General features: G+C 67.4%; 24 protein-coding genes. 8 read left to right on the top strand and 16 right to left on the bottom strand.

What is annotated here, in order from left to right:
- Positions 1–40: 40 nt before the first annotated feature.
- Together VQ042_RS00585 and VQ042_RS00580 are read left to right on the top strand one after the other, a co-directional pair.
- Positions 41–739 (top strand): GntR family transcriptional regulator, encoded by a 699-nt coding sequence (locus VQ042_RS00585; protein ID WP_331814434.1) that lies wholly within the window; start codon positions 41–43, stop codon positions 737–739.
- 8 nt (positions 740–747) lie between these two features.
- Positions 748–1,518 carry an SDR family oxidoreductase gene (locus VQ042_RS00580; protein ID WP_331814433.1) on the top strand — a complete coding sequence of 257 codons (771 nt, stop codon included), beginning with the start codon at positions 748–750 and terminating at the stop codon, positions 1,516–1,518.
- Between the two features lie 190 nt (positions 1,519–1,708).
- On the opposite strand, the gene VQ042_RS00575 is transcribed toward VQ042_RS00580, so the two are convergent.
- The 7 genes from VQ042_RS00575 to phnK all read right to left on the bottom strand — a co-directional run bounded on the left by VQ042_RS00575 (position 1,709) and on the right by phnK (position 8,010).
- On the bottom strand, positions 1,709–2,848 hold the full coding sequence (locus tag VQ042_RS00575) for an alpha-D-ribose 1-methylphosphonate 5-triphosphate diphosphatase (RefSeq protein WP_331814432.1): 1,140 nt from the start codon (positions 2,846–2,848) through the stop codon (positions 1,709–1,711).
- A gap of 84 nt (positions 2,849–2,932) precedes the next feature.
- The gene (gene phnE, locus VQ042_RS00570; RefSeq protein ID WP_331814431.1) at positions 2,933–3,754 is read right to left on the bottom strand and encodes a phosphonate ABC transporter, permease protein PhnE; all 822 of its coding nucleotides are present in this window, start codon (positions 3,752–3,754) and stop codon (positions 2,933–2,935) included.
- A gap of 106 nt (positions 3,755–3,860) precedes the next feature.
- Complete coding sequence (gene phnD, locus VQ042_RS00565; protein WP_331814430.1) at positions 3,861–4,868, bottom strand: phosphonate ABC transporter substrate-binding protein; 1,008 nt, start codon at positions 4,866–4,868, stop codon at positions 3,861–3,863.
- A 38-nt stretch (positions 4,869–4,906) separates the two neighbouring features.
- Positions 4,907–5,761 (bottom strand): phosphonate ABC transporter ATP-binding protein, encoded by an 855-nt coding sequence (gene phnC / locus VQ042_RS00560; protein ID WP_331814428.1) that lies wholly within the window; start codon positions 5,759–5,761, stop codon positions 4,907–4,909.
- A gap of 114 nt (positions 5,762–5,875) precedes the next feature.
- Complete coding sequence (locus VQ042_RS00555) at positions 5,876–6,493, bottom strand: DapH/DapD/GlmU-related protein (RefSeq protein WP_442879999.1); 618 nt, start codon at positions 6,491–6,493, stop codon at positions 5,876–5,878.
- On the bottom strand, positions 6,490–7,212 hold the full coding sequence (gene phnL, locus VQ042_RS00550; protein ID WP_331814424.1) for a phosphonate C-P lyase system protein PhnL: 723 nt from the start codon (positions 7,210–7,212) through the stop codon (positions 6,490–6,492). The genes VQ042_RS00555 and phnL overlap by 4 nt, the downstream gene beginning before the upstream one ends.
- A 3-nt stretch (positions 7,213–7,215) precedes the next feature.
- The gene (gene phnK, locus VQ042_RS00545; protein ID WP_331814422.1) at positions 7,216–8,010 is read right to left on the bottom strand and encodes a phosphonate C-P lyase system protein PhnK; all 795 of its coding nucleotides are present in this window, start codon (positions 8,008–8,010) and stop codon (positions 7,216–7,218) included.
- Positions 8,011–8,087: 77 nt separating this feature from the next.
- Here phnK and VQ042_RS00540 point away from each other — a divergent pair, with 77 nt between their 5' ends.
- Entirely contained in the window at positions 8,088–8,384 is a 297-nt protein-coding gene (locus VQ042_RS00540; protein WP_331814420.1) for a BrnT family toxin, read from the top strand.
- Positions 8,353–8,679 (top strand): BrnA antitoxin family protein, encoded by a 327-nt coding sequence (locus VQ042_RS00535; RefSeq protein ID WP_331814418.1) that lies wholly within the window; start codon positions 8,353–8,355, stop codon positions 8,677–8,679. The genes VQ042_RS00540 and VQ042_RS00535 overlap by 32 nt, the downstream gene beginning before the upstream one ends.
- Before the next feature lie 28 nt (positions 8,680–8,707).
- Here VQ042_RS00535 and VQ042_RS00530 read toward each other — a convergent pair whose 3' ends face one another.
- From VQ042_RS00530 to VQ042_RS00500, 7 genes are all read right to left on the bottom strand, one after another.
- Positions 8,708–9,595 carry an alpha-D-ribose 1-methylphosphonate 5-phosphate C-P-lyase PhnJ gene (locus VQ042_RS00530; RefSeq protein ID WP_331814416.1) on the bottom strand — a complete coding sequence of 296 codons (888 nt, stop codon included), beginning with the start codon at positions 9,593–9,595 and terminating at the stop codon, positions 8,708–8,710.
- Between the two features lie 163 nt (positions 9,596–9,758).
- Positions 9,759–10,865 carry a carbon-phosphorus lyase complex subunit PhnI gene (locus tag VQ042_RS00525; RefSeq protein ID WP_331814414.1) on the bottom strand — a complete coding sequence of 369 codons (1,107 nt, stop codon included), beginning with the start codon at positions 10,863–10,865 and terminating at the stop codon, positions 9,759–9,761.
- 1 nt (position 10,866) lies between these two features.
- Positions 10,867–11,475: a phosphonate C-P lyase system protein PhnH gene (phnH, locus tag VQ042_RS00520; RefSeq protein WP_331814412.1), complete on the bottom strand. Its 609-nt coding sequence runs from the start codon at positions 11,473–11,475 to the stop codon at positions 10,867–10,869.
- On the bottom strand, positions 11,475–11,948 hold the full coding sequence (gene phnG, locus VQ042_RS00515; protein ID WP_331814410.1) for a phosphonate C-P lyase system protein PhnG: 474 nt from the start codon (positions 11,946–11,948) through the stop codon (positions 11,475–11,477). Before phnG ends, phnH begins: the two co-directional genes overlap by 1 nt.
- Positions 11,949–12,057: 109 nt before the next feature.
- Positions 12,058–12,864, bottom strand: coding sequence for a phosphonate ABC transporter, permease protein PhnE (gene phnE / locus VQ042_RS00510; protein ID WP_331814408.1), 807 nt, complete (start codon positions 12,862–12,864; stop codon positions 12,058–12,060).
- The gene (locus VQ042_RS00505) at positions 12,857–13,633 is read right to left on the bottom strand and encodes a phosphonate ABC transporter ATP-binding protein (protein WP_331814406.1); all 777 of its coding nucleotides are present in this window, start codon (positions 13,631–13,633) and stop codon (positions 12,857–12,859) included. Before VQ042_RS00505 ends, phnE (VQ042_RS00510) begins: the two co-directional genes overlap by 8 nt.
- Before the next feature lie 86 nt (positions 13,634–13,719).
- Positions 13,720–14,577 carry a PhnD/SsuA/transferrin family substrate-binding protein gene (locus tag VQ042_RS00500; RefSeq protein WP_331814405.1) on the bottom strand — a complete coding sequence of 286 codons (858 nt, stop codon included), beginning with the start codon at positions 14,575–14,577 and terminating at the stop codon, positions 13,720–13,722.
- Between the two features lie 95 nt (positions 14,578–14,672).
- Here VQ042_RS00500 and VQ042_RS00495 point away from each other — a divergent pair, with 95 nt between their 5' ends.
- The 3 genes from VQ042_RS00495 (at position 14,673) to VQ042_RS00485 (ending at position 17,859) form a co-directional block, all read left to right on the top strand.
- Complete coding sequence (locus VQ042_RS00495) at positions 14,673–15,857, top strand: alpha-D-ribose 1-methylphosphonate 5-triphosphate diphosphatase (RefSeq protein ID WP_331814404.1); 1,185 nt, start codon at positions 14,673–14,675, stop codon at positions 15,855–15,857.
- A 5-nt stretch (positions 15,858–15,862) separates the two neighbouring features.
- Entirely contained in the window at positions 15,863–16,639 is a 777-nt protein-coding gene (gene phnF, locus VQ042_RS00490; protein ID WP_331814403.1) for a phosphonate metabolism transcriptional regulator PhnF, read from the top strand.
- Positions 16,640–16,827: 188 nt separating this feature from the next.
- Positions 16,828–17,859 carry a chemotaxis protein CheB gene (locus VQ042_RS00485; RefSeq protein WP_331814401.1) on the top strand — a complete coding sequence of 344 codons (1,032 nt, stop codon included), beginning with the start codon at positions 16,828–16,830 and terminating at the stop codon, positions 17,857–17,859.
- 47 nt (positions 17,860–17,906) lie between these two features.
- Here the strand turns inward: VQ042_RS00485 and VQ042_RS00480 are convergent, their stop codons facing one another.
- On the bottom strand, positions 17,907–18,266 hold the full coding sequence (locus VQ042_RS00480) for a response regulator (RefSeq protein WP_331814399.1): 360 nt from the start codon (positions 18,264–18,266) through the stop codon (positions 17,907–17,909).
- Entirely contained in the window at positions 18,263–21,760 is a 3,498-nt protein-coding gene (locus tag VQ042_RS00475; protein ID WP_331814398.1) for a chemotaxis protein CheB, read from the bottom strand. Before VQ042_RS00475 ends, VQ042_RS00480 begins: the two co-directional genes overlap by 4 nt.
- A gap of 580 nt (positions 21,761–22,340) precedes the next feature.
- Here VQ042_RS00475 and VQ042_RS00470 point away from each other — a divergent pair.
- The gene (locus tag VQ042_RS00470) at positions 22,341–23,543 is read left to right on the top strand and encodes an FAD-binding domain-containing protein (protein ID WP_331814397.1); all 1,203 of its coding nucleotides are present in this window, start codon (positions 22,341–22,343) and stop codon (positions 23,541–23,543) included.
- Positions 23,544–23,597: the final 54 nt, after the last annotated feature.

Below are 23,597 nucleotides of genomic sequence, written 5' to 3'. Positions count from 1 at the left end.
GGCTGATGAAGGTTCCGGTATGCGCGGTTTGGAGACAGGGTTGGCGGAGAAGGTGGCGCGGGTTTCCCGTGTCACCCTGAGCGAGGTCGTCTATCGCGACATTCGCGAATTGCTGCTGGCCGGTCAGGTTGCGCCGGGGGAGAAGTTCACGCTGCGAGGCCTCGCCGAAGCCGTGGGGACCAGTCCGATGCCGGTACGTGAGGCGGTCGGCCGGCTGTCGGCCGAAGGCGCGCTCGAAATCCTGCCCAACCGGGCCATTCGCGTGCCGATCATGACGCGCGAGCGGTTTGCCGAACTGACGATCATCCGGGCGGAGATCGAAGGGCTGGCGGCCCAATACGCCGCCGAGCGCGCGGCGCCCCACGAGATCGCAGCGGCATGCGGCTTCCACACGCAGTTCGCCGCCGTGAGCGCCGAGGCCGACCCGGACGGCGCCGCGGCGCTGAAGCTGAACAAGGACATGCATTTCGCCGTCTACCGGGCGGCGCACATGCCGAACCTCCTCCAGATCATCGACGGCCTCTGGCTGCAGGTCGGGCCTGTCATCAATCTCGATCTGCGGGCCAGCGGACGGCGCCTGAAGGAAGTGGAGGCGCACAAGCACCATGCCAGGCTGATCGCCGCCCTGAAGGCCGGCGACGGAGCCGCCGCGCGCCAGGCGCTGGCCGACGACATCAGGGCCGCGGCCAATTTCATTTTGGCGACTGGCGACGTGCCGTCGGCCGCACGAGAAGGATGATGGCCACGATGGCTGCGGGAATTGACGGCTTGCGGGTGCTGGTGACGGCGGGCGGTTCGGGCATCGGACTGGAAATGGTGCGAGCCTTCCACGCCGCCGGCGCCAGAGTGCACTATTGCGATATCCGCGAGGATGACGGGGCGACCGCCGACTTCGACGGCGTGAGCTTCAGCCTCGCCGACGTCTCCGACCGCGGCGACGTCGAGCGCCTGTTTTCCGAAACCATCGACGCGCTGGGCGGCCTCGACGTGCTGGTCAACAATGCCGGCATCGCCGGGCCGACGGGGCGCGTCGAGGAGATCGACCCGGCGGAGTGGGACCGCACGCTGGCAGTCAACATCACCGGCCAGTACAATTGCACCCGGCTCGCCGTACCGCATCTCAAGCAGAGCCCGAATGCCAGCATCGTCAATCTGTCGTCGCTCGCGGGGCGGCTCGGATTTTCCATGCGCACACCCTATGCGGCCGCGAAATGGGCCGTCGTCGGCTTCACCAAGTCGCTGGCCATCGAACTGGGCGGCTTCGGAATCCGGGTGAACGCCATCCTGCCAGGATCGGTCGACGGGCCGCGCATCCAGTCGGTCTTCGCCAACAAGGCCGCTGCGCTCGGACAGAGCGTCGAGGCGGTCCAGGAAGCCGCGCTCTCGGCCACGTCGCTGCATCGCCTGATCCCGCCGCAGCATCTGGCGGCCATGGCGGTGTTCCTGGCATCGCAGGAGGGCTCCAGCATCTCCGGCCAGGCGATCAGCATCGACGGCGATGCGCAGGTGATGGTCTGAACCGACACGGCGCCGACGCCGGCACAGCCGAGACGTCTCCGCTATGTCCACCATCGCTTCGAGCTGCGATCCGAGATGTTGCGGGTGGTGCGGCGGAGAACATCCTGGGCGGCAGCGAATGCGGATTGAGCCACCCGCCCGCCCGCATCACCGGCGAAGCGCAACCGGCCCCTATATTGCGGGACCCAGGTCAGGCGACACGGCTGCCTTCGCGCCAGACCGAGCGGACCACGGGCGGCTCGCCGGCATGGGTGCGCACCCGCACAAGATCGGCGCGCCGGCCGACGGCGATGGCGCCGCGGTCGGTGAGGCCCACGGCGTCCGCCGGGTTCAGCGTCACCAGCCGGATCGCTTCCGGCAGGCTCGCCGCGCCGGCATCGACGAGATGGAACACGGCCTGCAGCATCGAGAACGGCACATAGTCCGAGGACAGGATGTCGAGGACGCCAAGGCGCAGCAGCTCGATGGCCGAGACGTTGCCCGAATGCGAGCCGCCGCGCACGATGTTGGGCGCGCCCATCAGCACGTGCAGGCCGGCTGCGCGCGAGGCGGAAGCCGCTTCCACGGTCGTCGGGAACTCGGCGACCCTGGTACCAAGCGCCAGCGCTTCGTCGACATGGGCGATGGTGGCGTCGTCATGGGAGGCCAGCGCGATGCCGCGCTCGCGGCAAGCTTTGGCGATATCGCGCCGGTGGCTGTCGGCGAATTCGGCCGATTCCGCCATCCGTTTCGTGCTGAACCTCTCGAACGCAGCGTCCGAGAAGCCGAGCTTCTTCTGGTAGTAGGTCTGGTATGCCCCGAAGTCGGCGAACTGCCGCTGCCCCGGCGCATGGTCCATCAGCGAGACGAGCCTGAGGCGGGGATTGACCGCCAGCTTCTCAAAGCCCGCCAGGACGTCCCCGGCGGAGACCTCGCAGCGCAGATGGATGTAGTGGTCGGCCCGCACCCGGTCCTCCGTCACCGCCCGGCCGATCATCTCGCCCATCTCGGCCATGTCGTCGGCGGTGAGCGTGGCGTTCTCGTCCGTGCCGACGCGCAGCGCGTCGAAGACCGTGGTGATGCCCGAGCCCGCGATCTGGGTGTCATGCGCCTGGATCGCCGCCAGCTTGTTCCACAGCACCTGCGGCCGCGGCATGAAATGGCCTTCGATATGGTCGGTATGCAGCTCGACCAGGCCGGGGATAAGCGTGTCGCCGGCCATGTCGTCGCCGGTGGCAGACGGGCCCTCGCCGATCTCGGCGATCAAGCCGCCGCGAAGCACCAGATGCCCCTCGATCACCGCGTCGGCAGTGACGATGCGGGCGTTGGTCAGGATCGTTTCGTCAGGCATGTCGGGTGATTTCTGGGAGCGAGAGGCGAGGGGGCGGCCAAGCGGCGGCCGCTCCCCGTTGCGGCAGGCGGGCGGCCTCCGCCGTCAGGTGACGAAGCGCCGCAGCCGCTGGGACAGGAGATCGGTCAGGACAACCGACAGCACGATGATTATCAGGATGGCCGCCGATTGCGGATAATAGAAGCCGCGGACGGATTCGAACAGGACCTGCCCGATGCCGCCGGCGCCGATCACACCCAGGACCGTCGCGGCCCGGACGTTGGATTCGAACCGGTACAGCGCATAGGAGATCCACAGCGGCAGCACCTGCGGAATGACGCCGAACACCACCTCCTGCAGCTTCGAGGCGCCGGTGGCCCGGATGCCTTCCACCGGCCGCGGGTCGATCGCCTCGACGGCTTCGGAGAACAGCTTGGCGAGGATGCCGGTGGTGTGGATGAACAGCGCCATCACGCCGGCGAACGGGCCGAGGCCGACGGCGACGACGAACAGCACCGCCCAGACGATCTCGTGGATGGCGCGGAAGAAATCCATCAGCCGGCGGGCGGGCTGGAGGATGTACCAGGGCACCATGTTGTGGGCCGACAGGATGCCGAAGGGGATCGCCAGCAGCACCGACAGCACGGTGCCCCACAGCGCGATCTGCACCGTCACCACCATTTCCGTGGCGTAATAGCGCCAGTCGGTGAAGTCGGGATTGGCGAAGCCGCTGGCATATTGCGCCATGTTGTCGGCGTCTGTGAAGAGGTAGGTCCAGCGGCCCATCTCGGCGGGCGCCCAGCTCCAGATAAGGGCGAGGGCGAGGCCGCCCCAGATCACCGCGTTCCAGACACTGCGGGACCAGTCGCGGCCGGCATTGAGATCGGGCGCGGCCGGGCGGGAAAGGGAAACCGCGTCGTCGGTCATGGGGTATCCTGTGATCGGCAGAACCGGCCGGCCCCATGGCAGGGCGCCGGCCGGAAGGACGGATGGTGGAGCGAACGGCGGGCCAGGCCCGTCGCCGCGGGAAGCGTCAGCTCTGCTCGGCGGCCTTGATCTTCGCCTCGTAACCGGCCTTCTCGGCTTCGAGCTTCTCGATCTCGGCCGTCTTCTCGTCGGCGCTCTTGCTTTCATCGGCCTCGATCTGGGCGATCGACTTCGACAGTTCCATCACCCGGATCGGCAGCAACTGATCGTTGGTGCTTTCGCGGAACGGCGCCCATTCGAGGCCGGCCAGGACTTCCTTCTCGGCAGCGATGTCGCCATCCGACTGGTCGGTGCCGTAGGTCAGGAAGAAGGTCTTGATCCTGTCCTTGGTCTCCTGCGGCAGGTTGCTGTTCCAGACCATCGGATCGGCCGGGATCAGCGGCGACTTCCAGATCACCTTGATCTTGGAGAAGGCTTCCGGATTGTTCTGCTCGATCAGCGCGAGGCTCTCGGTGTTGTTCGCAGCGGCGTCGACCTGGCCGTTGGCGACGGCCATGGCGTTGGTCTCGTGGTTGGCGTTGGTAACGTTCTTGAAGCATTCCTTCGGGTCGACGCCGTTGGCGGCGAAGACGAAGGTCATCGGCACGAGATAGCCGGAAGTCGAGTTCGGGTCACCGAGACCGAAATCCAGCGACTGGTCGCAGGTCAGCAGGTCTTCGACGCTGGTGAGCGCGGAATCGGCGGGCGCGAGGACCAGCGACCAGTAGCCGGGGCTGCCGTCGAGGGCGACGGTCTGGGCGAAGATCTCGCCATTGGCCCTGTCGACGGCTTCCATGGCCGACTTGTTGCCGTACCAGGCCAGCTGCACCTTGTCGAAGCGCATGCCCTCGATGACGCCGGCATAGTCGGAGGCAAAGAACGGCTTCACGGTGAGGCCGGTCTTTTCCTCCATGTCGGCCAGGAAGGGCTCCCACTTGGGGCGCAGGTTCTGCTGGCTCTCGGTGGAGATGATGCCGAAATTGATTTCGCTCGGCGCCGCGTCCTGGGCGAGGGCGGCATGCGAGATGCCGGCGGCCATCGTGGCGGCGGCAAGAGTCCGAAGGACCATGTTCATGGGCTTGTTCCCTGTTGCGGTTGGCGGTTGTTGCGGCGTCAGGCCGGCACGAGCGTCGGCGCCTTCACCGATGGCTTCTTCACGGACTGCGTCCGCCGGTCGTCGACCGGCAGGGCGTCCGGGAGGACGAGTTCTTCCGAATCCGCTCCGTAGAGATCGGTCAGGAATGCGTTGGTCAGCGCCTCGGACGGGCCGTCATAGACGATCTGCCCGCCACGCATGGCGATGGTGCGGGCGCAATAGCGGCGCGCATATTCGACCTGGTGCAGCGATACGACCGCCGTGATCCCCTCGGTCCGGTTGATGTCGGCGATGACGTCCATCACGCGGCGGGCCGAGGCGGGATCGAGGGATGCGATCGGCTCGTCGGCCAGGATCACCCGCGACTTCTGCACGAGGCTGCGGGCGATGGCGGCGCGCTGCTGCTGGCCGCCCGAAAGGGTGGAGGCGCGCTGCCAGGCGACCTCGGGAATGCCGACGCGGGTCAGCGCGGCGCGGGCCGCGAACTTCTCGGCGCGTGAGAACAGTCCGAGCGTGCCGCGCCAGCGCGGAATGCGGCCGAGATTGCCAAGCAGGACGTTGGTGATCACCGGCAGACGGGAGACCAGATTGAACTGCTGGAAGATGACGCCGATCTCCCGGCGCATGGCGCGGGCGCCCGCACCGAGCCGGCCATCGGTCTGGATGGACGCGCCGAACAGCGCGATGCTCGATCCGGTTCCCCGGTCCGCGCGCTCGAGGCCGGCGATGTGGCGGATCAGCGTCGACTTGCCGGAACCGGATGCGCCGATCAGGGCAACCATCTCGCCTTCCGCGATGGACAGACTGACCTTGTCGAGAGCCTGGGTGAGGCCGAAGCGCTTGGACAAATCTGTGATCGCGATGGCGGTCATGGGGCCTCCGTCCGGCTGTTGACGGACGACTCATAGGAGCGCCGCATGTGAGCCCGATGACGGGATGGTAAACGTTGAATGACACTTGCCGGCCGGCGCCCGGGGGCCAGTGGCTCAGCCGCCGTGGCGTTCCAGGAAGCCCTGCGCATCGAGGCTGCGAAAGTCGGCGAGCGCCGCCTTCAGGGTTTCGTGCGGCCAGTCCCACCAGGCCAGCGCGTCCATCCTGGCGCCGACCCCCTCGGCAAAACGCGGACGGATGAACTTGGCCGGGACGCCGCCCACGATGGCGTAGGCGGGCACGTCCTTCGACACGACGGCGCCGGCGCCGACGACCGCACCGTTGCCGATGGTCACGCCCGGCAGGATCGTGACGCCATGGCCGATCCAGACATCGTGGCCGATCACGACGCGGTGCGCCCGGCGCCACTCGAAGAAGGCGGTCTCGTTCACCTCGCCCTCGAAATAGTCGCCGGCGCGGTAGGTGAAGTGGTGCTGGGTGGCGCGCCATGTGGGATGGTTGGTGGCGTTGATCCGCACCGCGGCGGCGATGTTGGCGAACTTGCCGATCGCCGCGCACCAGATACTGCAATCTTCCATGACGTAGGAATAGTCGCCGAGCACCGTCTCGGCGAGGCGGCTTCGCCCGGCGATCTCGGTATAGCGGCCGATGTCACAATCCTCGACCTCGGCGTTCGGGTGGATCAGCGGCGTCACGGACAGTCGCGGCATCAGGCCGCTGCCCGGGCGGAAAACGTCGAGACGTCGACGATGCGCGTGGCGATCCGGTCGCGCACCTCGCCATCGTGGAAGATGCCGAGGATGGCGGTGCCTGCGGCCTTCTTCGCTTCGATCATCGCGCAGACCACGTCGCGGTTTTCCGCGTCCAGCGAGGCCGTCGGCTCGTCGAGCAGGAGCAGCGGATGGTCGGTGATGAAGCCCCGGGCGATGTTGACCCGCTGCTTCTCGCCGCCGGAAAATGTCGCCGGCGGCAGTTCGAACAGCGCCTCGGGCAGGTTGAGCCGGGCGAGCAGTTCCCTGGCCCGCGCGCGTGCCGTCTCCACGGCCACGCCGCGCGACACCAGCGGCTCGGCCACCACGTCGATCGCCGGCACGCGCGGGATCGCCCGCAGGAACTGGCTGACATAGCCGATGGCATTGCGGCGTAGCGCGATGATCTCGCGCGGGTCGCCCGCGGCGAGATCGGCATCGTCGCCGCTCTGTGGGTCGCGGATCAGGATCTGGCCGCCATCGACGGCATAGTTGCCATAGACCATGCGCAGGATCGACGACTTGCCGACGCCCGATGGTCCGCCGAGGACGACGCATTCGCCGGCCCCGACGGTGAAGGAGGCACCGGCGACGACCGGCAGGCGCAGCCCGCCGCGCAGATGCATGGTGAAGGTCTTGGCGACGTCGCGCACGATAAGGATCGGCTGTGATTGGTCGGGCATGGCTCAGCTTTCCGGGATCGAGGCGACGAGGAGCTGGGTGTAGGCGTGGTGCGGGTCGTCGAGGACCCGGTCGGTCAGGCCGTGCTCGATGATCCGCCCCGCCTTCATCACGATCATGCGCTGCGACAGCAGCCGCGCGACGGCGAGGTCGTGGGTCACGATCACCACCGACAGGCCCATTTCCGACACCAGCGTGCGGATCAGGTCGAGCAGCCGCGCCTGCACCGAGACGTCGAGCCCGCCGGTCGGCTCGTCCATGAAGACGAGGCGCGGCCGGGTGACCAGGTTGCGGGCGATCTGCAGGCGCTGGCGCATGCCGCCGGAGAAGGCCACCGGCTGGTCGTCGATGCGGTCGGCGGCGATCTCGACGCGGCCGAGCCAGTCGGTCGCCGTCGCGCGGATCTCGCCGTAGTGGCGGTCGCCGACCGCCATCAGCCGCTCGCCCACATTCGCCCCGGCGGAGACGCGCATCCGCAGGCCGTCGCTCGCATGCTGGTGGACGAAGCCCCAGTCGGTGCGCATCAAGAGCCGGCGCTCGGCCTCGCCGAGGCTGGCGAGATCGCGCATCGTGCCGTCGCGCATGGCGTAGGAGATCGTGCCGGAGGTCGGCGCAAGGCGCGTCGAGATGCAGTTCAGAAGCGTCGTCTTGCCGGAGCCGGACTCGCCGACAATGGCAACCACTTCGCCGGGCCAGACATCGAACGACACGTCCTCGCAGCCGACGCGCGCGCCGTAGCTCTTGGTGATGTCCCGGACGGACAGGAGGGGGGCGACTTCAGCAGAGGGTGCCTGGCTCATGGAACAAGCTCGCAGATGGCCTTGGGGAAAGCGCCTTGGCGCTCGCCTTTTGCAGGCGTCGCCGATAGATTCGACGGATGGTCGAGGGGCCGCTTTTCGAATGGGATGATCGCAAGGCGGCCGAGAACGTCGCTCGCGGCCGGCCGCCCTTCGAGGACTTGCTCCGCTTCGATTTCACCTCGGCGATGATTGCCGACGATGGGCGCTGGGACTATGGCGAACGGCGTATACAGGCCATTGGCATGATCGATGGCCGTGCCCATTTCCTTGTCTATACTGAACGCAACGACCGTCGCAGGATCATATCGCTCCGCAAGGCCAACAAGAGGGAGGTCAGTCTCTATGATCGTTACACGCAGATCGGGGATCGCTGACCATTCGCCCAGCCCCGAGAAGTGGGAAGCGGCGCGGGCTGCGGCGAAGCGGACCCTTGCGGAAATGACACCGGAAGAGGACGCCGCCATCACGGCGGACGCGTTGTCCGATCCAGATTGCCTGCCGCTTCCTGAGGATGCCGTCCTGATACCATGGGTCGAATACGAAGCGCGTCGACTGGGCAGGACACGGGTCGCCGTCGACGACGATCTCGTCGCCCGGTTCCGGAAAACAGGTGAAGGCTGGGAAGAGCGCCTCAACGAAGCGCTTCGGGCCGTCGCGCCGGCCGAGTAGCCGCGCTTGACCCTTTCACGCACGGCGCTCATTCCGCCGCCTCCTTCCGCCCGTCCGGCGCGCCATCGCCGACATGTCCCGCCTCGCGCCGGGTTTCGCACCAGTCGGTGTCGGAGCAGACGAACATCCGGCCGCCCTTGTCGTCGGTGACCACCTCGTCGAGAAAGACGCTCTCGGCCCCGCACAGGGCGCAGGGCCGGTCGAAGCGCTGTACCGTGAAGGGATGGTCCTCGAAGTCGAGGCTGACGACGTCGGTGAAGGGCGGCAGCGCGTAGATGCGCTTCTCACGGCCGGCACCGAAAAGCTGCAGGGCCGGCGAGCGATGCAGCTTCGGGTTGTCGAATTTCGGGATCGGCGAGGGGTCCATCACGTAGCGCCCCTCGACCTTGACCGGATAGGCGTAGGTCGTGGCGATGTGGCCGTGCCGGGCGATGTCCTCGTAGAGCTTGACGTGCATCAGCCCGTATTCCTCCAGCGCGTGCATCACGCGCGTCTCGGTCTCGCGCGGCTCGAGGAACCGCAAGGGTTCCGGGATCGGCACCTGGAAGACCAGCGTCTGGCCCGCCGTCAGCGGCGTCTCCGGCATGCGATGCCGGGTCTGGATGATCGTGGCATCGACGGTTTTCGTGGTCGTCGCCACCTGGGCGGTTTTCTCGAAGAAGGCGCGGATCGAGACGGCATTGGTGGTGTCGTCGGCGCCCTGGTCGATGACCTTGAGGACGTCGTGCGGCCCGATGATCGCTGCCGTCACCTGCACGCCGCCGGTGCCCCAGCCATAGGGCATCGGCATTTCCCTTGAGGCAAACGGCACCTGGTAGCCGGGGATGGCGAACGCCTTCAGGAGGGCGCGGCGGATCATCCGCTTGGTCTGCTCGTCGAGATAGGCGAAGTTGTAGGTGGGAAGCGCCGCCGTCATCGTGCCGGGCCTTCTGCTGGGATGGACAGTGCGGCGGACCGCACAGGGGAGACGGGATGGGAAGCGGCTGGCTGGTGCTCGCGGAGTTCGCGCTGATCCTCTGCGGCCTTGCCGCGGCCTGGTATTTCCTTGGCCGGAGAGACCGCTGAAGAGACGACGGCGGTCATTCCGCCGCGTCCTTCAGCTCGTCCTCCGCTTCGGACGTCGCAGCCGCGTGGTCGCGCCGCAGGCGGCGGACGAGGTCGAGCTCGGCCTGGAAGTCGACGTAATGCGGCAGCTTCAGATGCTCGACGAAGCCGGTCGCCTGGACGTTGTCGGAATGGGCGATGACGAACTCTTCGTCCTGCGCTGGCGCATTGCGCTCCTCGCCGAACTCGTCGGCCCTGAGCGCCCGGTCGACGAGGCTCATCGCCATCGCCTTGCGTTCCGACTGGCCGAAGACCAGGCCGTAGCCGCGGGTGAATTGTGGCGGCTCCTCGGCCGAGCCCTTGAACTGGTTGACCATCTGGCACTCGGTCAGCCGCACGCGGCCGATGGTGACGGGAAAGCCGACCTCGGGCATCTCGATCTCGACATCGACGAAACCGATGCGGATCTCGCCGACGAAGGGGTGCGAACGGCCGAAGCCGCGCTGGGTGGAATAGGCGAGCGACAGCAGGAACCCTTCGTCGCCGCGCGACAGCGCCTGCAGCCTGAGGTCGCGGCCGGCTGGAAATTCCATCGGCTCGCGGGTGAGATCGCCCGGCTCGCCGGTCCCGTCCGCCGCGTCGGGCTCGATCAAGCCGTCCTCGCCGAGAATGTCGGTGACCCGCGAGCAGCGCTCGCCCGGCCAGTCGCGCCGCGTCCCGGGCTCGACGGGCTCGTCGCCGGCCATCGCCGGGTCGATCAGCCGATGGGTATAGTCGAAGGTCGGCCCGAGAAGCTGCCCGCCGGGCAGGTCCTTGTAGGTCGCCGAGACGCGGCGTTCGATGCGCATCGCGCCGGTGTCCACCGGCGCCGAATAGCCGAAGCGCGGCAGCGTCGTGCGATAGGCGCGGATCAGGAAGATCGCCTCGATCAGGTCACCGCGCGCCTGGCGCACGGCCATCGCCGCGAGCTCCGGATCGTAGAGCGAGCCCTCCGCCATGGCGCGGTCGACGGCGAGCGACAGCTGCCCGGCGATCTGCTCAAGGGTCAGCGCCGGGACGTTGCGGTCGGCGCGGCGGCGGTCGGCGAGCAGGCGGTGGGCGGCGCCGATGGCGGCCTCGCCTCCCTTGGCGGCAACATACATCTCAGCGCTCCGTGATCTTCGTTGTGCGCGGCAGGCCGAGGGCCTCGCTGCCGGCAACGAGCAGCACGTCGATGCCGCAGGGATAAAGGCCGCGATTGTCCGCCCAGCCGGCGAGGAAGCCGTCCGGCAGTCCCTGCGGGTTGGCGAACGCCTCCCTCTCGATGCCGGGCCCGGTGAGCGCCAGCGGAGGACCGTCGCGCAGGTCCGGCAGGCAGAGGATCAGCGTCGCCGAACGGTCGGGGAAATCCGCTGTGCCGCCGGCAAATCGCGACAATGGCGGCAGCGCGGACGGGTCGCAGGCGAGGGCGAAGCTTGCCGCGGCAGTATCGGAGACGATCGCCGCACCGGTATGAAAGGTCAGCCATTCGGCGATGCCGGCGCCAAGAGCCGCTTCGTCGAGCCAGAGCGGCGTGTCGTAGTCGGCCAGCGCGGCCAGGAAGGCGCCCGCCGCTGGCGGCACCGGTGCCGGGGGCCGGGCGAGGCCTGCGAGATCGACGATCGTGCCCGGCCGGGCAAAGGCGTTCATGATCGCCGAAAAGGCCGCCTGGGCATCGAAGACCGGGTCGGCGAAGCCGCCTTCCAGCGTGGAGGAAACCATCGTGTCGGCCATCAGTCGTCTCCCCGGACCATGGTGAAGAAGTCGACCCGCGTCGCCTCGGTCTCCTCGGCGGAGCGGAGGTCGGCCTCCGCCTGCCGGCGCAGCGCCGGCTCGACGACCGCGGCTTCGATCGCGGCGCGCCAGTCCTCGCGCTGCCAGCCGGCGTCGAGTTGCGCGGCAAGGCGCACATGGTCGGTGTCGCGGCCGAGCACCATCGCGTGGCCGACCTCGCCCGAGGCAAGGCGCACGCTGGCACGGGTGACGCTGGCCTCGCCGAGATTGAACGGCGCGCCGCTGCCGCCGATCCGGCCGCGCAACATGACCAGCCCGGCCTCGGGGCCGCGCAGGCTGGTGACCGTCGTTTCGCCCGCGATGGCATCCCATGCCGCCGCGAGCGTCGGCGCGTCGCTGGCGGCAAAGGCTTCCATGGCGCGGCGGCGCGCGGGCTGGGCGGTGTCGGGGCAAGGTTCGGCGGAGGAGGGCATGAGCATTCTGTCCGTTATGGTCTACTGGCGGGCGGCCTGCGCGAAATCCCGCGCGCATCCCGAATTGGCCGCCTGGGTGCCGTCGATGGGCGGGCACGCGATTGTCGGCTCACTGGAACCGGGCGCGCAGCCTGTCGGTGAAATATTCCATCACCAGCACGATCGCGAAGATGGCGAGGATGATCGCCGAGGCGTTGCGATACTGGAAGAGGTCGAAAGCGACCTTCAGTTCCTGGCCGATGCCGCCGGCGCCGACGAGCCCCAGAACCACCGAAGAGCGGACGCCTTTTTCCAGGGCGAAAAGCGAGCTGTTGATCAGCGTCGGCATGATGCTCGGCAGCGTCGCGCCGAAGAGGATGCTGACCCGCGAGGCACCGATGGCCCGCAGCGCTTCCTGCGGCTTCTTGTCGGCCTCTTCCATGGCTTCCGCGAAGAACCGGCCGCAGAATCCGATGGTGTCGACGACGATGGTCATGGTGCCGGAAATGGCGCCGAGCCCCACCGTCGAGACGAAGATCAGCGCCCAGACGAGATCCGGTATGGTGCGAAACAGCGAGACGATCGCCCGCGGCAGCTGCCGGAACGCGCCGAGCGGCGAGACGCCGCGCGCCGCCAGCCAGCCCATCGGCAGGCTGATGACGACGCCGATCACCGTGCCGACCAGCGCGATCTGCAGGGTCTCGAGAATGCGCCATCCCATGCGCTGCAGGAACGTCGGCTCCAGATTGGGCGGCAGCATCCGGCCGATCAGATCGATCATCTGCGGGGCCCCGGCGGCGAGCCGCTCGGGCGACGGCGCGACTTCGCCGAGAGAGACCAGGAACACGGCCGCGAAGGCGACGAGCAGCGTGAAACTGATCGGAGAGATCGACGGCAGCCGCGAGGGCACACGTGACGGGGCGGGCACATCAGCCATGGAAGACGTCTTCCATCTGCTGCCGGCCGACCATCGGAGTCGGCAGGTCGAAATGCACCCTGCCGGCCTTCAGCGCGATGATCCGGTCCGAATAGTGCATCGCATGCTCCATGTCGTGCGTCGTGTAGACCAGCGTGATGCCGTGCTCGGAGGCGAGGTCGGAAAAGATCGTCATGATCTCGCGCCCGACGGCCGGGTCGAGGCTCGCGGCCGGCTCGTCGGCGATCAGCAGCTTCGGCTTGCGGATCAGCGCCCGCGCGATGGCGATGCGCTGGGCCTGGCCGCCGGACAGCTGGTCGGCGCGCGCACAGGCCTTGTCGGCGAGGCGCACTTCGGCCAGCACGGCCATCGCCTCCTCGCGCCAGTCCTCGCGGGCCAATGAGTGGTGCCAGGCGCGCCATCCGCCCGGCAGGCCGAGCTTGCCCTGGATGACGTTGGTCAGCACGGACTGGCGGCCGACCAGCCCGTGGTTCTGGAAGACGAAGCCGATCTGGCGCCGCAGGCGCTGCAGCTGCGCCCCGGTCGGCGCCGACCGGAAGGTCTCGCCCAGCGTCATGATCTCGCCGTCGCTGAGCGGCAGCAGGCCGACGAGGCATTTGAGCAGCGTCGACTTGCCGGCGCCGTTCGACCCGATCAGCGCAACGCGCTGATCGGCCTTGATGTCGATCTTCAGCCCGGCAAAGACCCGCTGGCCGTTCGCATAGGACTTGCCGAGGTCACGGGTGCTGATGATGGTCGCTGCCGGCTCCACGGACGGGAGGTCGTCCAACGTCTTCGGCCCCCCTCCAGGGGGAGCCGAAAGCGCCGTTCGAAACCGGCTGGCCTGCGAGGTCGCGGTCTCGTCCAGGAGAACGCTCATTCGACGAAGGCGGTGAAGGTGTCGACGCCGATCGTGCGGTACATGGAGCGCACGTAGTCGTATTCGCTGTCGTCGATGTCGGTGAGGAAGGTGCCGCCCTTGAATTTCTGGTTGTCCTCGCCCGTGAGGACGGCGTTCATCAGCTCGTTGCCCTTCTCGAGGAATGCGTCGCGGATCTTCTCGTAGACGTCGTCCGGAATGTCCTTGCTGGCGACGAGGATGTCGTTCGGCAGGTCGCGGCCGCGGGCGACGACGGCAAAGGCCTGATCGGGGAAGGCTTCGCGGATCGAGCTGAGATGGTCGAAATTGAGCCCCATGGCGGCGATGTCGCCGCGGATCAGGGCCTCTGCCGCGACATTGCGCGAGATGATCACCGGCTCGTAGTCGACGCCATAGTTGATGCCCTGGTCGGCCAGCGCCTGGGCGGGTCCGAGATGCTGCGAGGTCGAGCCGACCGAGCCGAAGGCGACCTTCTTGCCCTTCAGGTCCTCGATGGTGCGGATCGGCCCGTCCGCGAGCACGGCGAGCTGGGCGAAATAGTCCGGGCGCTGCCAGGCCACGACGATCCGCGGATCGCTCAGCTCCTTCATCACCACGTATTCGGCGGGACCGGTCAGGACCAGCTCGACCTGTCCGGCGTTCAGCGCCTCGACGGCCGCGGTGCGCGAGCTGACGGAAATCAGCTCGATGTCGAGGCCGGTCTCGGCTTCGAGCGCTTCCTGGAAGCCGCCGAATTCCTGCTGCAGGGCCTCCAGCCCTTCAATGTCGGTGACGGCGAACCGGACGGGTTCGGCAAGGGCCGAGACCGAGGTGGCCACCGTGGCGGCGAGAGCGAAAACCAGCGAACGAAGCATTTTGATTGTCCTTCTGTATAGACAGGGCGGCGGGTTCGCAGGTATCTGTATAGACAGCAGATGACGCATGAATGACACGACGACGAGGGGCCGAGATGTCTTGGGTGATCGAGGACGGGCTGACGCTGGCCGGTGAAAACTGGACCGAGCGCGGCCTGTCCATTGCGGGCGAGCACATTGCCGATACGGCCACGCGACCGCGGCGGCTGGATGCTGCGGGGCTGCTGGTGCTGCCGGGGATCGTGGACATTCATGGCGACGCCTTCGAGCGGCAGATCATGCCGCGGCCGGGCGTGCGCTTCGATGTCGGGCTGGCGCTGCGCGACACCGATCGCCAGCTGGTGGGCAACGGCATCACCACGACATTCCACGGCGTGACGATTTCCTGGGAACCGGGGCTGCGCTCGCTCGATGCGGCGCGCAGCTTCATCCGGTCGCTCTGTGCCCTGCGCCCGCATCTGAGCTGCGACACGCGGCTGCATCTGCGCTGGGAGACCTTCGCGCTCGACGCGGTGGCCGAGGTGACCGATTGGCTGTCGCTGGAGCCTTCGCCGATCCTGGCCTTCAACGACCACACGACCGGCTCGGTGCTGAAGGGAACGATCGCGCGCAAGATCGGCCAGATGGCCGAGCGCTCCGGCCTGTCCCGCGAGGACTACATGGCGCTGCTCGACGCGGTCTGGGCGCGGCGCGACGACGTGCCCGGTGCCATCGCGGAACTCGCAGCGGCCGCCCGGGAGAAGGGCAACGTGCTGCTCGCCCATGACGAGGCTTCGCCAGAAGAGCGCGCCCGCTTTCGGGCGCTGGGCGCGCGCTCCTGCGAATTTCCGCTCAACGTCGAGACGGCCGCGGAGGCACGCGCCGGCGGCGAGGACGTCATCCTCGGCGCGCCGAACGTCGTGCGCGGCGGCAGCCACAATGGTGCGCTGGACGCCCGCGAAGCGGTCGAGGCCGGCCATTGCACGGTCCTGACCAGCGACTATCACTATCCCTCGCCGCTGCATGCGGCCTTCGCCCTGGCCGATGGCGACCGGGACGCGCTGGCCCATTACTGGCCGCTCGTCTCCACCAATGCGGCGCGGGCCGCCGGACTGCCGGATCGCGGCAGCCTGACGGCGGGCAAGCGCGCGGATCTCATTCTGGTGGACATGGCCGACGGGCATCATCCCGAAATTGTCGCAACGATGGTCGCCGGGCGCATCGTCTACGCCCGGCGGGCGCTGGGTGAGCTGCCCGTCCGGGCGCGTCAGATGGCGACGCCTGCCATGGCGGCAGGGTGAGACACATGAGCAGCACCCTCTCGCGCCAGATCGAACGCGCCGCCGATACGCTGGATTTCGGCGATCTGGTGTTCCGGCCGCGCAGCGACGCACCGATCTGGCAGCAGATCCACGATTATGTCCTGGGGCTCATCGAGGACGGGCGGCTGCGCCCCGGCAGCCAGCTTCCGGGAGAGATCCACCTGGCCGAGAAATTCGGTGTCACGCGCATCACGCTGCGCCAGGCGCTGCTGCAGTTGCAGCAGGAAGGGCATCTGACCTCGCGCAAGGGCGTCGGGGTGTTCGTGCGCAGCCCGCCTTCGGCGCTGTCGGTGCGCGACGGCAGCCGCTTCTTCGACAGCCTGCGCGCCGACGGCAAGCTGGTCGAGACCCGCACGCTGGTTCTGGCTGAGGAAGCGGCCGACGCGGCAGCCGCCGCCCAACTGCACCTGCCGGTCGGCGCCCCGGTCATCCGGCTGCGCCGGGTGCGCGCCGCCGATGGCCAGCCGATCCATGCCAGCACCAAGATCCTGCCCGCCAGGCTCCTGCCGGACTTCGCGACCGTCTATGCGCGGCGGCAATCAGTCACCGACGTCTTCGTCGCCCATGGCATCGGCAAGTATCGCCGGATCGAGACCCGGATCAGCGGCGGCTTCGCCACGGCCGAGGAGGCGAGCCAGCTGGAACTCACGCCCAGCACGCCGGTCTTCCGCACCAGCGCCGTCAACGGCGACGCGGCGGGCAACCGGATCGAATGGGGCACCGGCTGCTGGCTGCTGACCTCGGTCGACTTCGTCTTCTGAGGTGCTGCCGGAACTCCAGGTCTGCATCGAATGTCGGCCTGAGCGTTCAACTTCGGGGCAGATGCGCCGGGGGCTGAGACCGTCGCCATCATCCTGTCCGGTGGTCGTTCGGCCGCGCCGGTGAACCTTCCGCCCCACGCCGCGTTGGTTCTCGATCCTCGAGATCTTCTCCCAGCGCACAGGTCGTCATGGCTCGTTCCCCGATCATCGTCATAGGCGCTTCGGCCGGTGGTGTGCCTGCCTTGCGCGCCCTGGTCGCCGCGTTGCCGGTCACGCTTGCCGCACCTGTTCTCGTGGTCCTTCACATCGGCGCCAATCGCAGCGAGTTGCCGGCGCTTCTGAATGCGGCCGGTCCTGTCCCGGCCAAGCATGCCGAGGATGGCGAAACCATCGCCCCGGGACACATCTATGTGGCGCCGCCGGATCGCCACATCATTGTCGCCGACGGACGTCTGCGCCTCTTGCGGGGACCCAAGGAGAACTGCGCGCGGCCGGCAATCGACCCGTTGTTCCGCAGCGTCGCCGACAGCCATGGCCCGGACGCCGTGGGCGTGATCCTGACGGGCAACCTGAACGACGGCACCGTGGGCCTGTATGAAATCAAGCGGCGCGGCGGGATCGCCATCGGCCAGGATCCGGACGATGCCGCCTATCCCGAAATGCCGAGAAGCGCGGCGGACCATGTGGTGCTGGACTACTGCCTGCCGCTCGCGGACATCCCCGAGTTGCTGATCAAACTGGTCGATCGAAAGGGCGGAAAGGACGTCGCCATGCCCAAATCCTCTTCTCACCAGGACGGGCAGGAGCCCGAAATCAACGACAGCCAGACCTTCGAGCGCCCGCTGACGGTGACCTGTCCGGACTGCGGCGGCGCATTGAAGAAGTACACGGTCGGGTCGATCGTCAAGTTCGGCTGCCACATCGGGCACAGCTACACGGCCGAGGTCATGGCCGCGGCGCAGTTCGACGAGATGGAAAAGGTCATGCGGGCCGCGGTGCGGTTCCTCAACGAGCGGGCCGAGTTCTGCCTGCAGATGGCCGAGCATGGCGGGGTCGCCGAGCGCGACGTGTCCGACGAATGGCATGCGGCCAGCAGACAGGCGCTGGATCGGGCCTACAAGCTCCGCGACCTCGTGGAGCAGGACTGGCTCACGCCGGAGACATCTCGCCGGCCGGCCCTGACGCTCGAGAACCAGGGCGATAACCGGCTTCTCAGCTAATTCGTCAAATCCCGGTCAAGCCCGGCGAGACCGCATTTGCATCCGCGTCAGCCGAAGATCTGCGCGATGGCGCCCTCCAGGTCAGCCTGCGAATACGGCTTCCGCAATACCGGGGAATCCCGATAGTCGTCGGACAGGCCCTCGGCCCCGTATCCGGTGGCAAACGCAAAAGGAATGCTACGCTGGCGCAGAATATCGGCGACCGGAAAGGACTGCGTCCCGGCCACGTTGATGTCGAGAACCGCGAAATCGATGTCGCAGTCGCCGGCAAGTTTCATGGCCATGTCGATCCGCGTGGCGTGTTCGACGACCTCGTGCCCGAGTGCGCTGAGCAGATCCTCCAGATGCATCGCCAGCAGCGCTTCATCCTCGACGATCAAAACCCGTTTCGATGCTGGTCCGGTCAATCGGCTTTGCTCCTGTTCTGACCGTCGGGCATGGGAGCATCGATCGTGCAGACGACGCCGGAGGTCTCATAGGCAACGCTGACCGTTCCGCCCAGTTCCGCCGCCAGCACCCGCTGGACCAGGCGCGATCCGAATCCCTTGCGCGTGGGCGAGGTGACAGGCGGGCCACCGCTTTCCGTCCACCGCAGCGCAAGCCGTCGATCCTGCCCCTCGCCGACGAGATGCCAGGCAATCTCGACCAGGCCCTTTTCGACCGTGAGCGCGCCGTATTTCGCGGCGTTCGTGGCCAGTTCGTGCAGCGCCATGGCGATCGAGAGCGCGGCGCTCGGCGACAGCCAGACATAGGGGCCGTTGATCCGGAAGCGGTTCCATCCGCCCGAATGCGGCTCGACCGTGTCGGAGACGATGTTCCGCAGATCGGCGCCGGCCCAGTTCTCGCGGGTCAGGAGATCGTGTGACTTGCCCAGCGCGATCAGCCGCGATCCGAAGGTGTCGCGTGCTTCCTCCATCGTCGTGGCGCTGCTGAGGGTCTGCGACGCGATGGCCTGCACCGTCGCCATGACATTCTTGATCCGATGATTGAGCTCGCCGACCAGGATTTCCCGGTGGTCCTCGAAACGCTTGCGCTCGGTGACGTCATCGATGGCGATCAGGATCAGGTCGTCGCGGCCTCCCTCCTGTTGCAATCGGCACGCAGTGAGCAGCATCGATCGCCGTCCGGTCCGATGGAGCTCCTGCTCGAACGCGAAACTGCGGATGTCCTCGTCTTCCGAAAGGACCCTGTCCAGCAGGGATCGCAGCGGCGGGTTGTTCCACTCGCCGGTGCCGAGTTCAAAGATGATGTGCCCCTTGGGCTCTTCGTCGAACACCGCGAACAGTTCGCGGAAGGCCTCGTTCGCCGTCTGGACACGCAGGTTTCGGTCCAGAACCAGGAGGGGATGCTGAACCGTCCGCACGATGGTTTCGGCATAGACGCGCGCGTCGTTGATCGCATCGGTGGCGTGTTTCAGGTCGGTGATGTCGGTGAACGTGATGACGACGCCGGCGATACGGTTGTCCTGGGTCCGATAGGGCAGCACGCGGCGCATGTACCAGCGGCCTGCATCGCTTGGCACCTCAGCCTCGATGACCGACAGTTTCCTGAGGACCGCTTCCACATCCTGCAACAGGTTTTCGTCGGCAAACTTGCGCGCGAAATGCGCAATTGGACGGCCGATGTCCGACGCGACGAAATCGAACAGTTCCTTGGTTGCCGGGGCAAACCATCTGATGCGCAGCGTTTCGTCGAGGAACAGCGTCGCCACCTCCGAACCGGTCAGGAGGTTGTTGAGATCGTTGGTGGTGGTTTCGAGTTCGCCGATCTTGTGCTGAAGCTGGCTGTTGACGGTGTTCAGTTCCTCGTTGAACGACTGCAACTCCTCTTTCGAGGTTTCGAGCTCCTCGTTGGTGGACTGGAGCTCCTCGTTCATCGAGGTGGCTTCCTCGTTCGCCGCTTTCAGCTCCTCGTTGGTGGTTTCCTGGTGCTCGATGGTGCTCTGCAGTTCGGCGCGGGTCACCCGCAACTCGTCCTGGAGCGCCCGTTCATCGGACGAGGCCTCGCCCGGATGCTCCTGCGCAGAGGACGGTGTGGGACCGGGCTCCGCCGGCGCGGGCGCGAAGCTGACCAGCAGGAGGCCTTGGTCCTGCGGGGAGGCTGGCAGCGGCATGACCGTCATCGCGACGCTTCGGCCGGTCTGGCTCTCCCGGATGCGGGCGTTGACCGTCACGCTCCTGTTTTCGTTCGAAGCATCGCGGATCGCGGCCCGCAACCTGGCGGCCAGCCCGTCGCGGACCATCGTCAGGAGATCCCGGGTCGGCTCGCCGGGCGGGTTTTCGAGATAGTCGCGGGTCGTGCCGTGGAAATAAAGGACGCGGCCCTTCTGGTCGATCAGCACCGAAGCCGGGGCGTAGCGTTCCAGCAAGGCACGACGGGCCATGTCGGCGACCGAAGCGCCGGATTGCGGGCCTGCGGGCGATGGACCCGCCACAAGGCGCGGCTCCGAACGGCCCCGCGGCGGCGGATACTCGATCAGGTCGTGCCGGGTGGCTCCCAGCCGGCGGTATATGCGCCATTTCTTCGAGACGGTTTCGAACAACTCTTCGTGCCGCCCGATCGTTTCGGCGTTGCCGAGAAACAGATGACCGCCTTGGCGCAGAGCGAAATGACAAAGCGCGACGATCCGCTGCTGCGCGGCCGGTTCCAGGTAGATCAGGAAATTGCGGCACGACACCAGGTCCAGTCGCGAGAAGGGCGGGTCGCGCAACAGGTTCTGCGGCGCGAACACGACCATGTCGCGCAGATCCTTGCTGACCTGGTACGATCCGTCCAGCTTCTCGAAGAAGCGCGTCAGGCGCGACGCCGGAAAGCCGGCCAAGGCGGCGGCAGGGTAGATGCCATCGCGCGCCTTGCGCAGGTTGATTTCCTGGGCATCGGTCGCGAAGACTTTCAGGTCGAAGTGTTTGCCCGCCGCCTCGCCATGCTCGCTCACCAGCATGGCGAGGGAATAGGCTTCCTCGCCTGTGGAACAGGCCGGTGCCCAGATCCGGATCGAAGCGCCCGTCTCGCGCTCCGCGACCATGGGCGCGATCACCAGGTCCCCGAGTGCCTTCCAGGCGTCCGCGTCGCGGAAAAATGCGGTGACGCTGATCATCAGGTCGCCGACGAGCGCGGTGACCTCGTCGGCGTTGGTACGCAGATCGTCGACATACTCGTCCAGTGTCGCGATGTTTCTGAGGCCGAGACGGCGATGAACGCGCCGCCTCAGCGTCGATTGCTTGTAGCCGCGAAAATCGTGTCCGCCCCGGGCCCGCAGGAGATCCAGAAGCTGGCTGAGCGTCGCATGGCCTTCGGGAGAAGTGGCCTCGATCTCGGCCGGCGCGGCAACATAGCCGTGGCGCATGAAGGCAGACAGGATGTCCGGCATCTGTTCGGGAGCCACGACGTGATCGGCCAGATCCGCCGAAATCGCGCTCCTTGGCATGCCGTCGAATTTTGCGGTCTCGGGCGACTGCACCAGGCTCATGCCGCCTTCGGCCCTGACATCGCGCAACCCCGCGGTCCCGTTGCTTCCCGTTCCCGACAGCACGATGGCGATCGCCCGCTGGCGCTGGTCCGCGGCGAGGGAGGAGAACAGCACGTCGACGGGGTGGCGCTGTCCATGCGGCTCCGTCGGCCTGGACACTTGCAGTCCGCCGTTGCTGACCTTCAGATCGGTATCGGGCGCGATGACATAGACGTGGTTTGCGGCCAGCCGCATGCCGTCCTCGACCTGAACGACCGTCATCGTCGTGTGGGAGGCGAGAATGCGTGCCAGTTCGCTCTCGCGCTTCGGATCGAGATGCAGCACCACCACGAAGGCACAGCCGCTGTCGGCCGGCATGGCGTCGAAGAAGAGGCTCAGCGCCTCGATGCCGCCGGCCGACGCGCCAATGCCGACAACCGGGATAGCCGCCACGTCGGGTGCGGCGCCGCCGCTGGCGGTCCGGGGCCGGTCATTCTCGTTGGGCCGGAGGGCAGCCTCGCCGCCTCTGGCATCCGTGTGCCCGTTGGGCTTCGCCTCTGACTTGCGTCCCGGGCGATTGCCACCTTCTTGCGGTTGATCCGCCATACTCGCACAACTCGAGAGCTTGCGTTGGATCTCACGGAAGGTCCTTCCGCAACATCGACCACCGCCTGCCCGCAATCTGCGGACAGCTACACCGCACAGCCTTGCACGGCCCCATCCCGACAACAACCAATCCGTCAAGTTTTTGCTGGTGTTGAGGGGCTTTGTCCGGTTCAGGCTCGATCGCGGACCAAGGAGTGTGCGTCCGGATCGGTGCGCTGCGAACCTCGGCAATCCCTTCTCCGGACGCGGCATCTTCCCCAGTGCCCGCCGGCGATGGCAGACGGCCGCGCCGGAACCTCCGCCAACCGGAGCGGGAACGCGCGGTCGCCATCGGGGCGCGGGCATCAGAATGCCGGCGGGGGGTGGCAGGTTTGCCGCGACACCCCGTCGTGGGACACGGCCGTACGCATCGGATAAGCCTGCCACCATGCCCGATCCGAACTCCTGCCTTGTCCCCACACGCAGCGCTGCGCTGGACCGCCTGGCCCGGTTCGCACCGCTGGCAGGACGGCAATACGCCGCCGGGCGCAATACCGATCCCGGTCCGGGCGAGCCCGGCGCGGTCTCCCGGCTGTCTCCCTATGTGCGCTATCGCCTGATCACCGAACGCGAGACCGTCGCTACCGTTCTTGCGGAGCATGGTCCGTCCGGCGCCGAGAAATACGTGCAGGAAGTGCTCTGGCGGACCTACTGGAAGGGCTGGCTGGAACTGCGGCCCGCCGTCTGGTCGCGGTTTCTGGAGGAGCGCGACCGGCAAATCGGCCGCTTCGCCGACGCCCGCGCGATCGCGGCCGCCGAGAACGGCGCGACCGGCATCGACGGGTTCGACGACTGGGCGCGCGAACTGGTGGCGACAGGCTACCTGCACAATCACGCGCGGATGTGGTTCGCCTCTATCTGGATCTTCACGCTGCGCCTTCCCTGGGCCCTGGGCGCCGGTTTCTTCCTCCGCCATTTGCTGGATGCGGATGCGGCGAGCAACACGCTGTCCTGGCGCTGGGTCGCCGGCCTGCAGACGGCCGGCAAGACCTATCTCGCCACCACCGAGAACATCGCGCGCTACACGAATGGCCGCTTTGCCCCGGTCGGCCTGGCGCAGGAGGCCGTGGCGCTCACGGAGCCACCTGTCGGGCCGGAACGGAGCCTGCCCGCACCGGTAGCACCTGTTCCTGGCGAGCGGTCGCTGCTGCTGGTGACCCACGAGGACCTGCATCCGGAATCGGTTCTGTCGGACGAGGTCCCGATCAAGGCAGCAATCGTCACAGCCGACGCCGATTTGCTGTGGGGCGACAAGGCCCGGGCATTCGTCGCGTCGGCCGCAGAAGACACGGCAGCGCGAGTCACGGCGCGGTTCTCCTGCCCTACCAAAATCTCCGACAGGCTGGATGCCGCGACCCTGGCGGCGGCGGCCCATGCCGCGGGGGTTCGACAGATCGTGACACCCTACGCCCCGGTCGGTCCGCTCGCCGACAGGCTGGCAGATATCGCACCCATCCTGGCGCGGGAGGGGGTCGTGCTCGCACAGACGCGTCGGCAATGGGACGCGCAGTTCTGGCCCCATGCGCAGAAGGGCTTCTTCGCTTTCAGGAAACGGATCCCGGACCTGTTGCGGGAGGAAGGCTTGTCATGACTGCCGGTCACCTGTTGGAACGCGGCCCGTCCCGCGGCAGCCTCGCCGGGATCT

The sequence above is a fragment of the Aurantimonas sp. A2-1-M11 genome, from assembly GCF_036549475.1.
In the GTDB taxonomy this organism is placed as follows: Bacteria; Pseudomonadota; Alphaproteobacteria; order Rhizobiales; family Rhizobiaceae; genus Aurantimonas.
This window is presented reverse-complemented; position numbering and strand designations above follow the sequence as displayed.

Excerpts from the sequence above, each read along its gene's own strand:
- VQ042_RS00580 (WP_331814433.1), top strand. The coding sequence starts at position 748 with ATGGCTGCGGGAATTGACGGCTTGCGGGTGCTGGTGACGGCGGGCGGT.
- VQ042_RS00575 (WP_331814432.1), bottom strand. The coding sequence starts at position 2,848 with ATGCCTGACGAAACGATCCTGACCAACGCCCGCATCGTCACTGCCGAC.
- phnE (WP_331814431.1), bottom strand. The coding sequence starts at position 3,754 with ATGACCGACGACGCGGTTTCCCTTTCCCGCCCGGCCGCGCCCGATCTC.
- phnD (WP_331814430.1), bottom strand. The coding sequence starts at position 4,868 with ATGAACATGGTCCTTCGGACTCTTGCCGCCGCCACGATGGCCGCCGGC.
- phnC (WP_331814428.1), bottom strand. The coding sequence starts at position 5,761 with ATGACCGCCATCGCGATCACAGATTTGTCCAAGCGCTTCGGCCTCACC.
- phnL (WP_331814424.1), bottom strand. The coding sequence starts at position 7,212 with ATGCCCGACCAATCACAGCCGATCCTTATCGTGCGCGACGTCGCCAAG.
- phnK (WP_331814422.1), bottom strand. The coding sequence starts at position 8,010 with ATGAGCCAGGCACCCTCTGCTGAAGTCGCCCCCCTCCTGTCCGTCCGG.
- VQ042_RS00540 (WP_331814420.1), top strand. The coding sequence starts at position 8,088 with ATGGTCGAGGGGCCGCTTTTCGAATGGGATGATCGCAAGGCGGCCGAG.
- VQ042_RS00535 (WP_331814418.1), top strand. The coding sequence starts at position 8,353 with ATGATCGTTACACGCAGATCGGGGATCGCTGACCATTCGCCCAGCCCC.
- VQ042_RS00530 (WP_331814416.1), bottom strand. The coding sequence starts at position 9,595 with ATGACGGCGGCGCTTCCCACCTACAACTTCGCCTATCTCGACGAGCAG.
- VQ042_RS00525 (WP_331814414.1), bottom strand. The coding sequence starts at position 10,865 with ATGTATGTTGCCGCCAAGGGAGGCGAGGCCGCCATCGGCGCCGCCCAC.
- phnH (WP_331814412.1), bottom strand. The coding sequence starts at position 11,475 with ATGGCCGACACGATGGTTTCCTCCACGCTGGAAGGCGGCTTCGCCGAC.
- phnG (WP_331814410.1), bottom strand. The coding sequence starts at position 11,948 with ATGCCCTCCTCCGCCGAACCTTGCCCCGACACCGCCCAGCCCGCGCGC.
- phnE (WP_331814408.1), bottom strand. The coding sequence starts at position 12,864 with ATGGCTGATGTGCCCGCCCCGTCACGTGTGCCCTCGCGGCTGCCGTCG.
- VQ042_RS00500 (WP_331814405.1), bottom strand. The coding sequence starts at position 14,577 with ATGCTTCGTTCGCTGGTTTTCGCTCTCGCCGCCACGGTGGCCACCTCG.
- VQ042_RS00495 (WP_331814404.1), top strand. The coding sequence starts at position 14,673 with ATGTCTTGGGTGATCGAGGACGGGCTGACGCTGGCCGGTGAAAACTGG.
- phnF (WP_331814403.1), top strand. The coding sequence starts at position 15,863 with ATGAGCAGCACCCTCTCGCGCCAGATCGAACGCGCCGCCGATACGCTG.
- VQ042_RS00485 (WP_331814401.1), top strand. The coding sequence starts at position 16,828 with ATGGCTCGTTCCCCGATCATCGTCATAGGCGCTTCGGCCGGTGGTGTG.
- VQ042_RS00470 (WP_331814397.1), top strand. The coding sequence starts at position 22,341 with ATGCCCGATCCGAACTCCTGCCTTGTCCCCACACGCAGCGCTGCGCTG.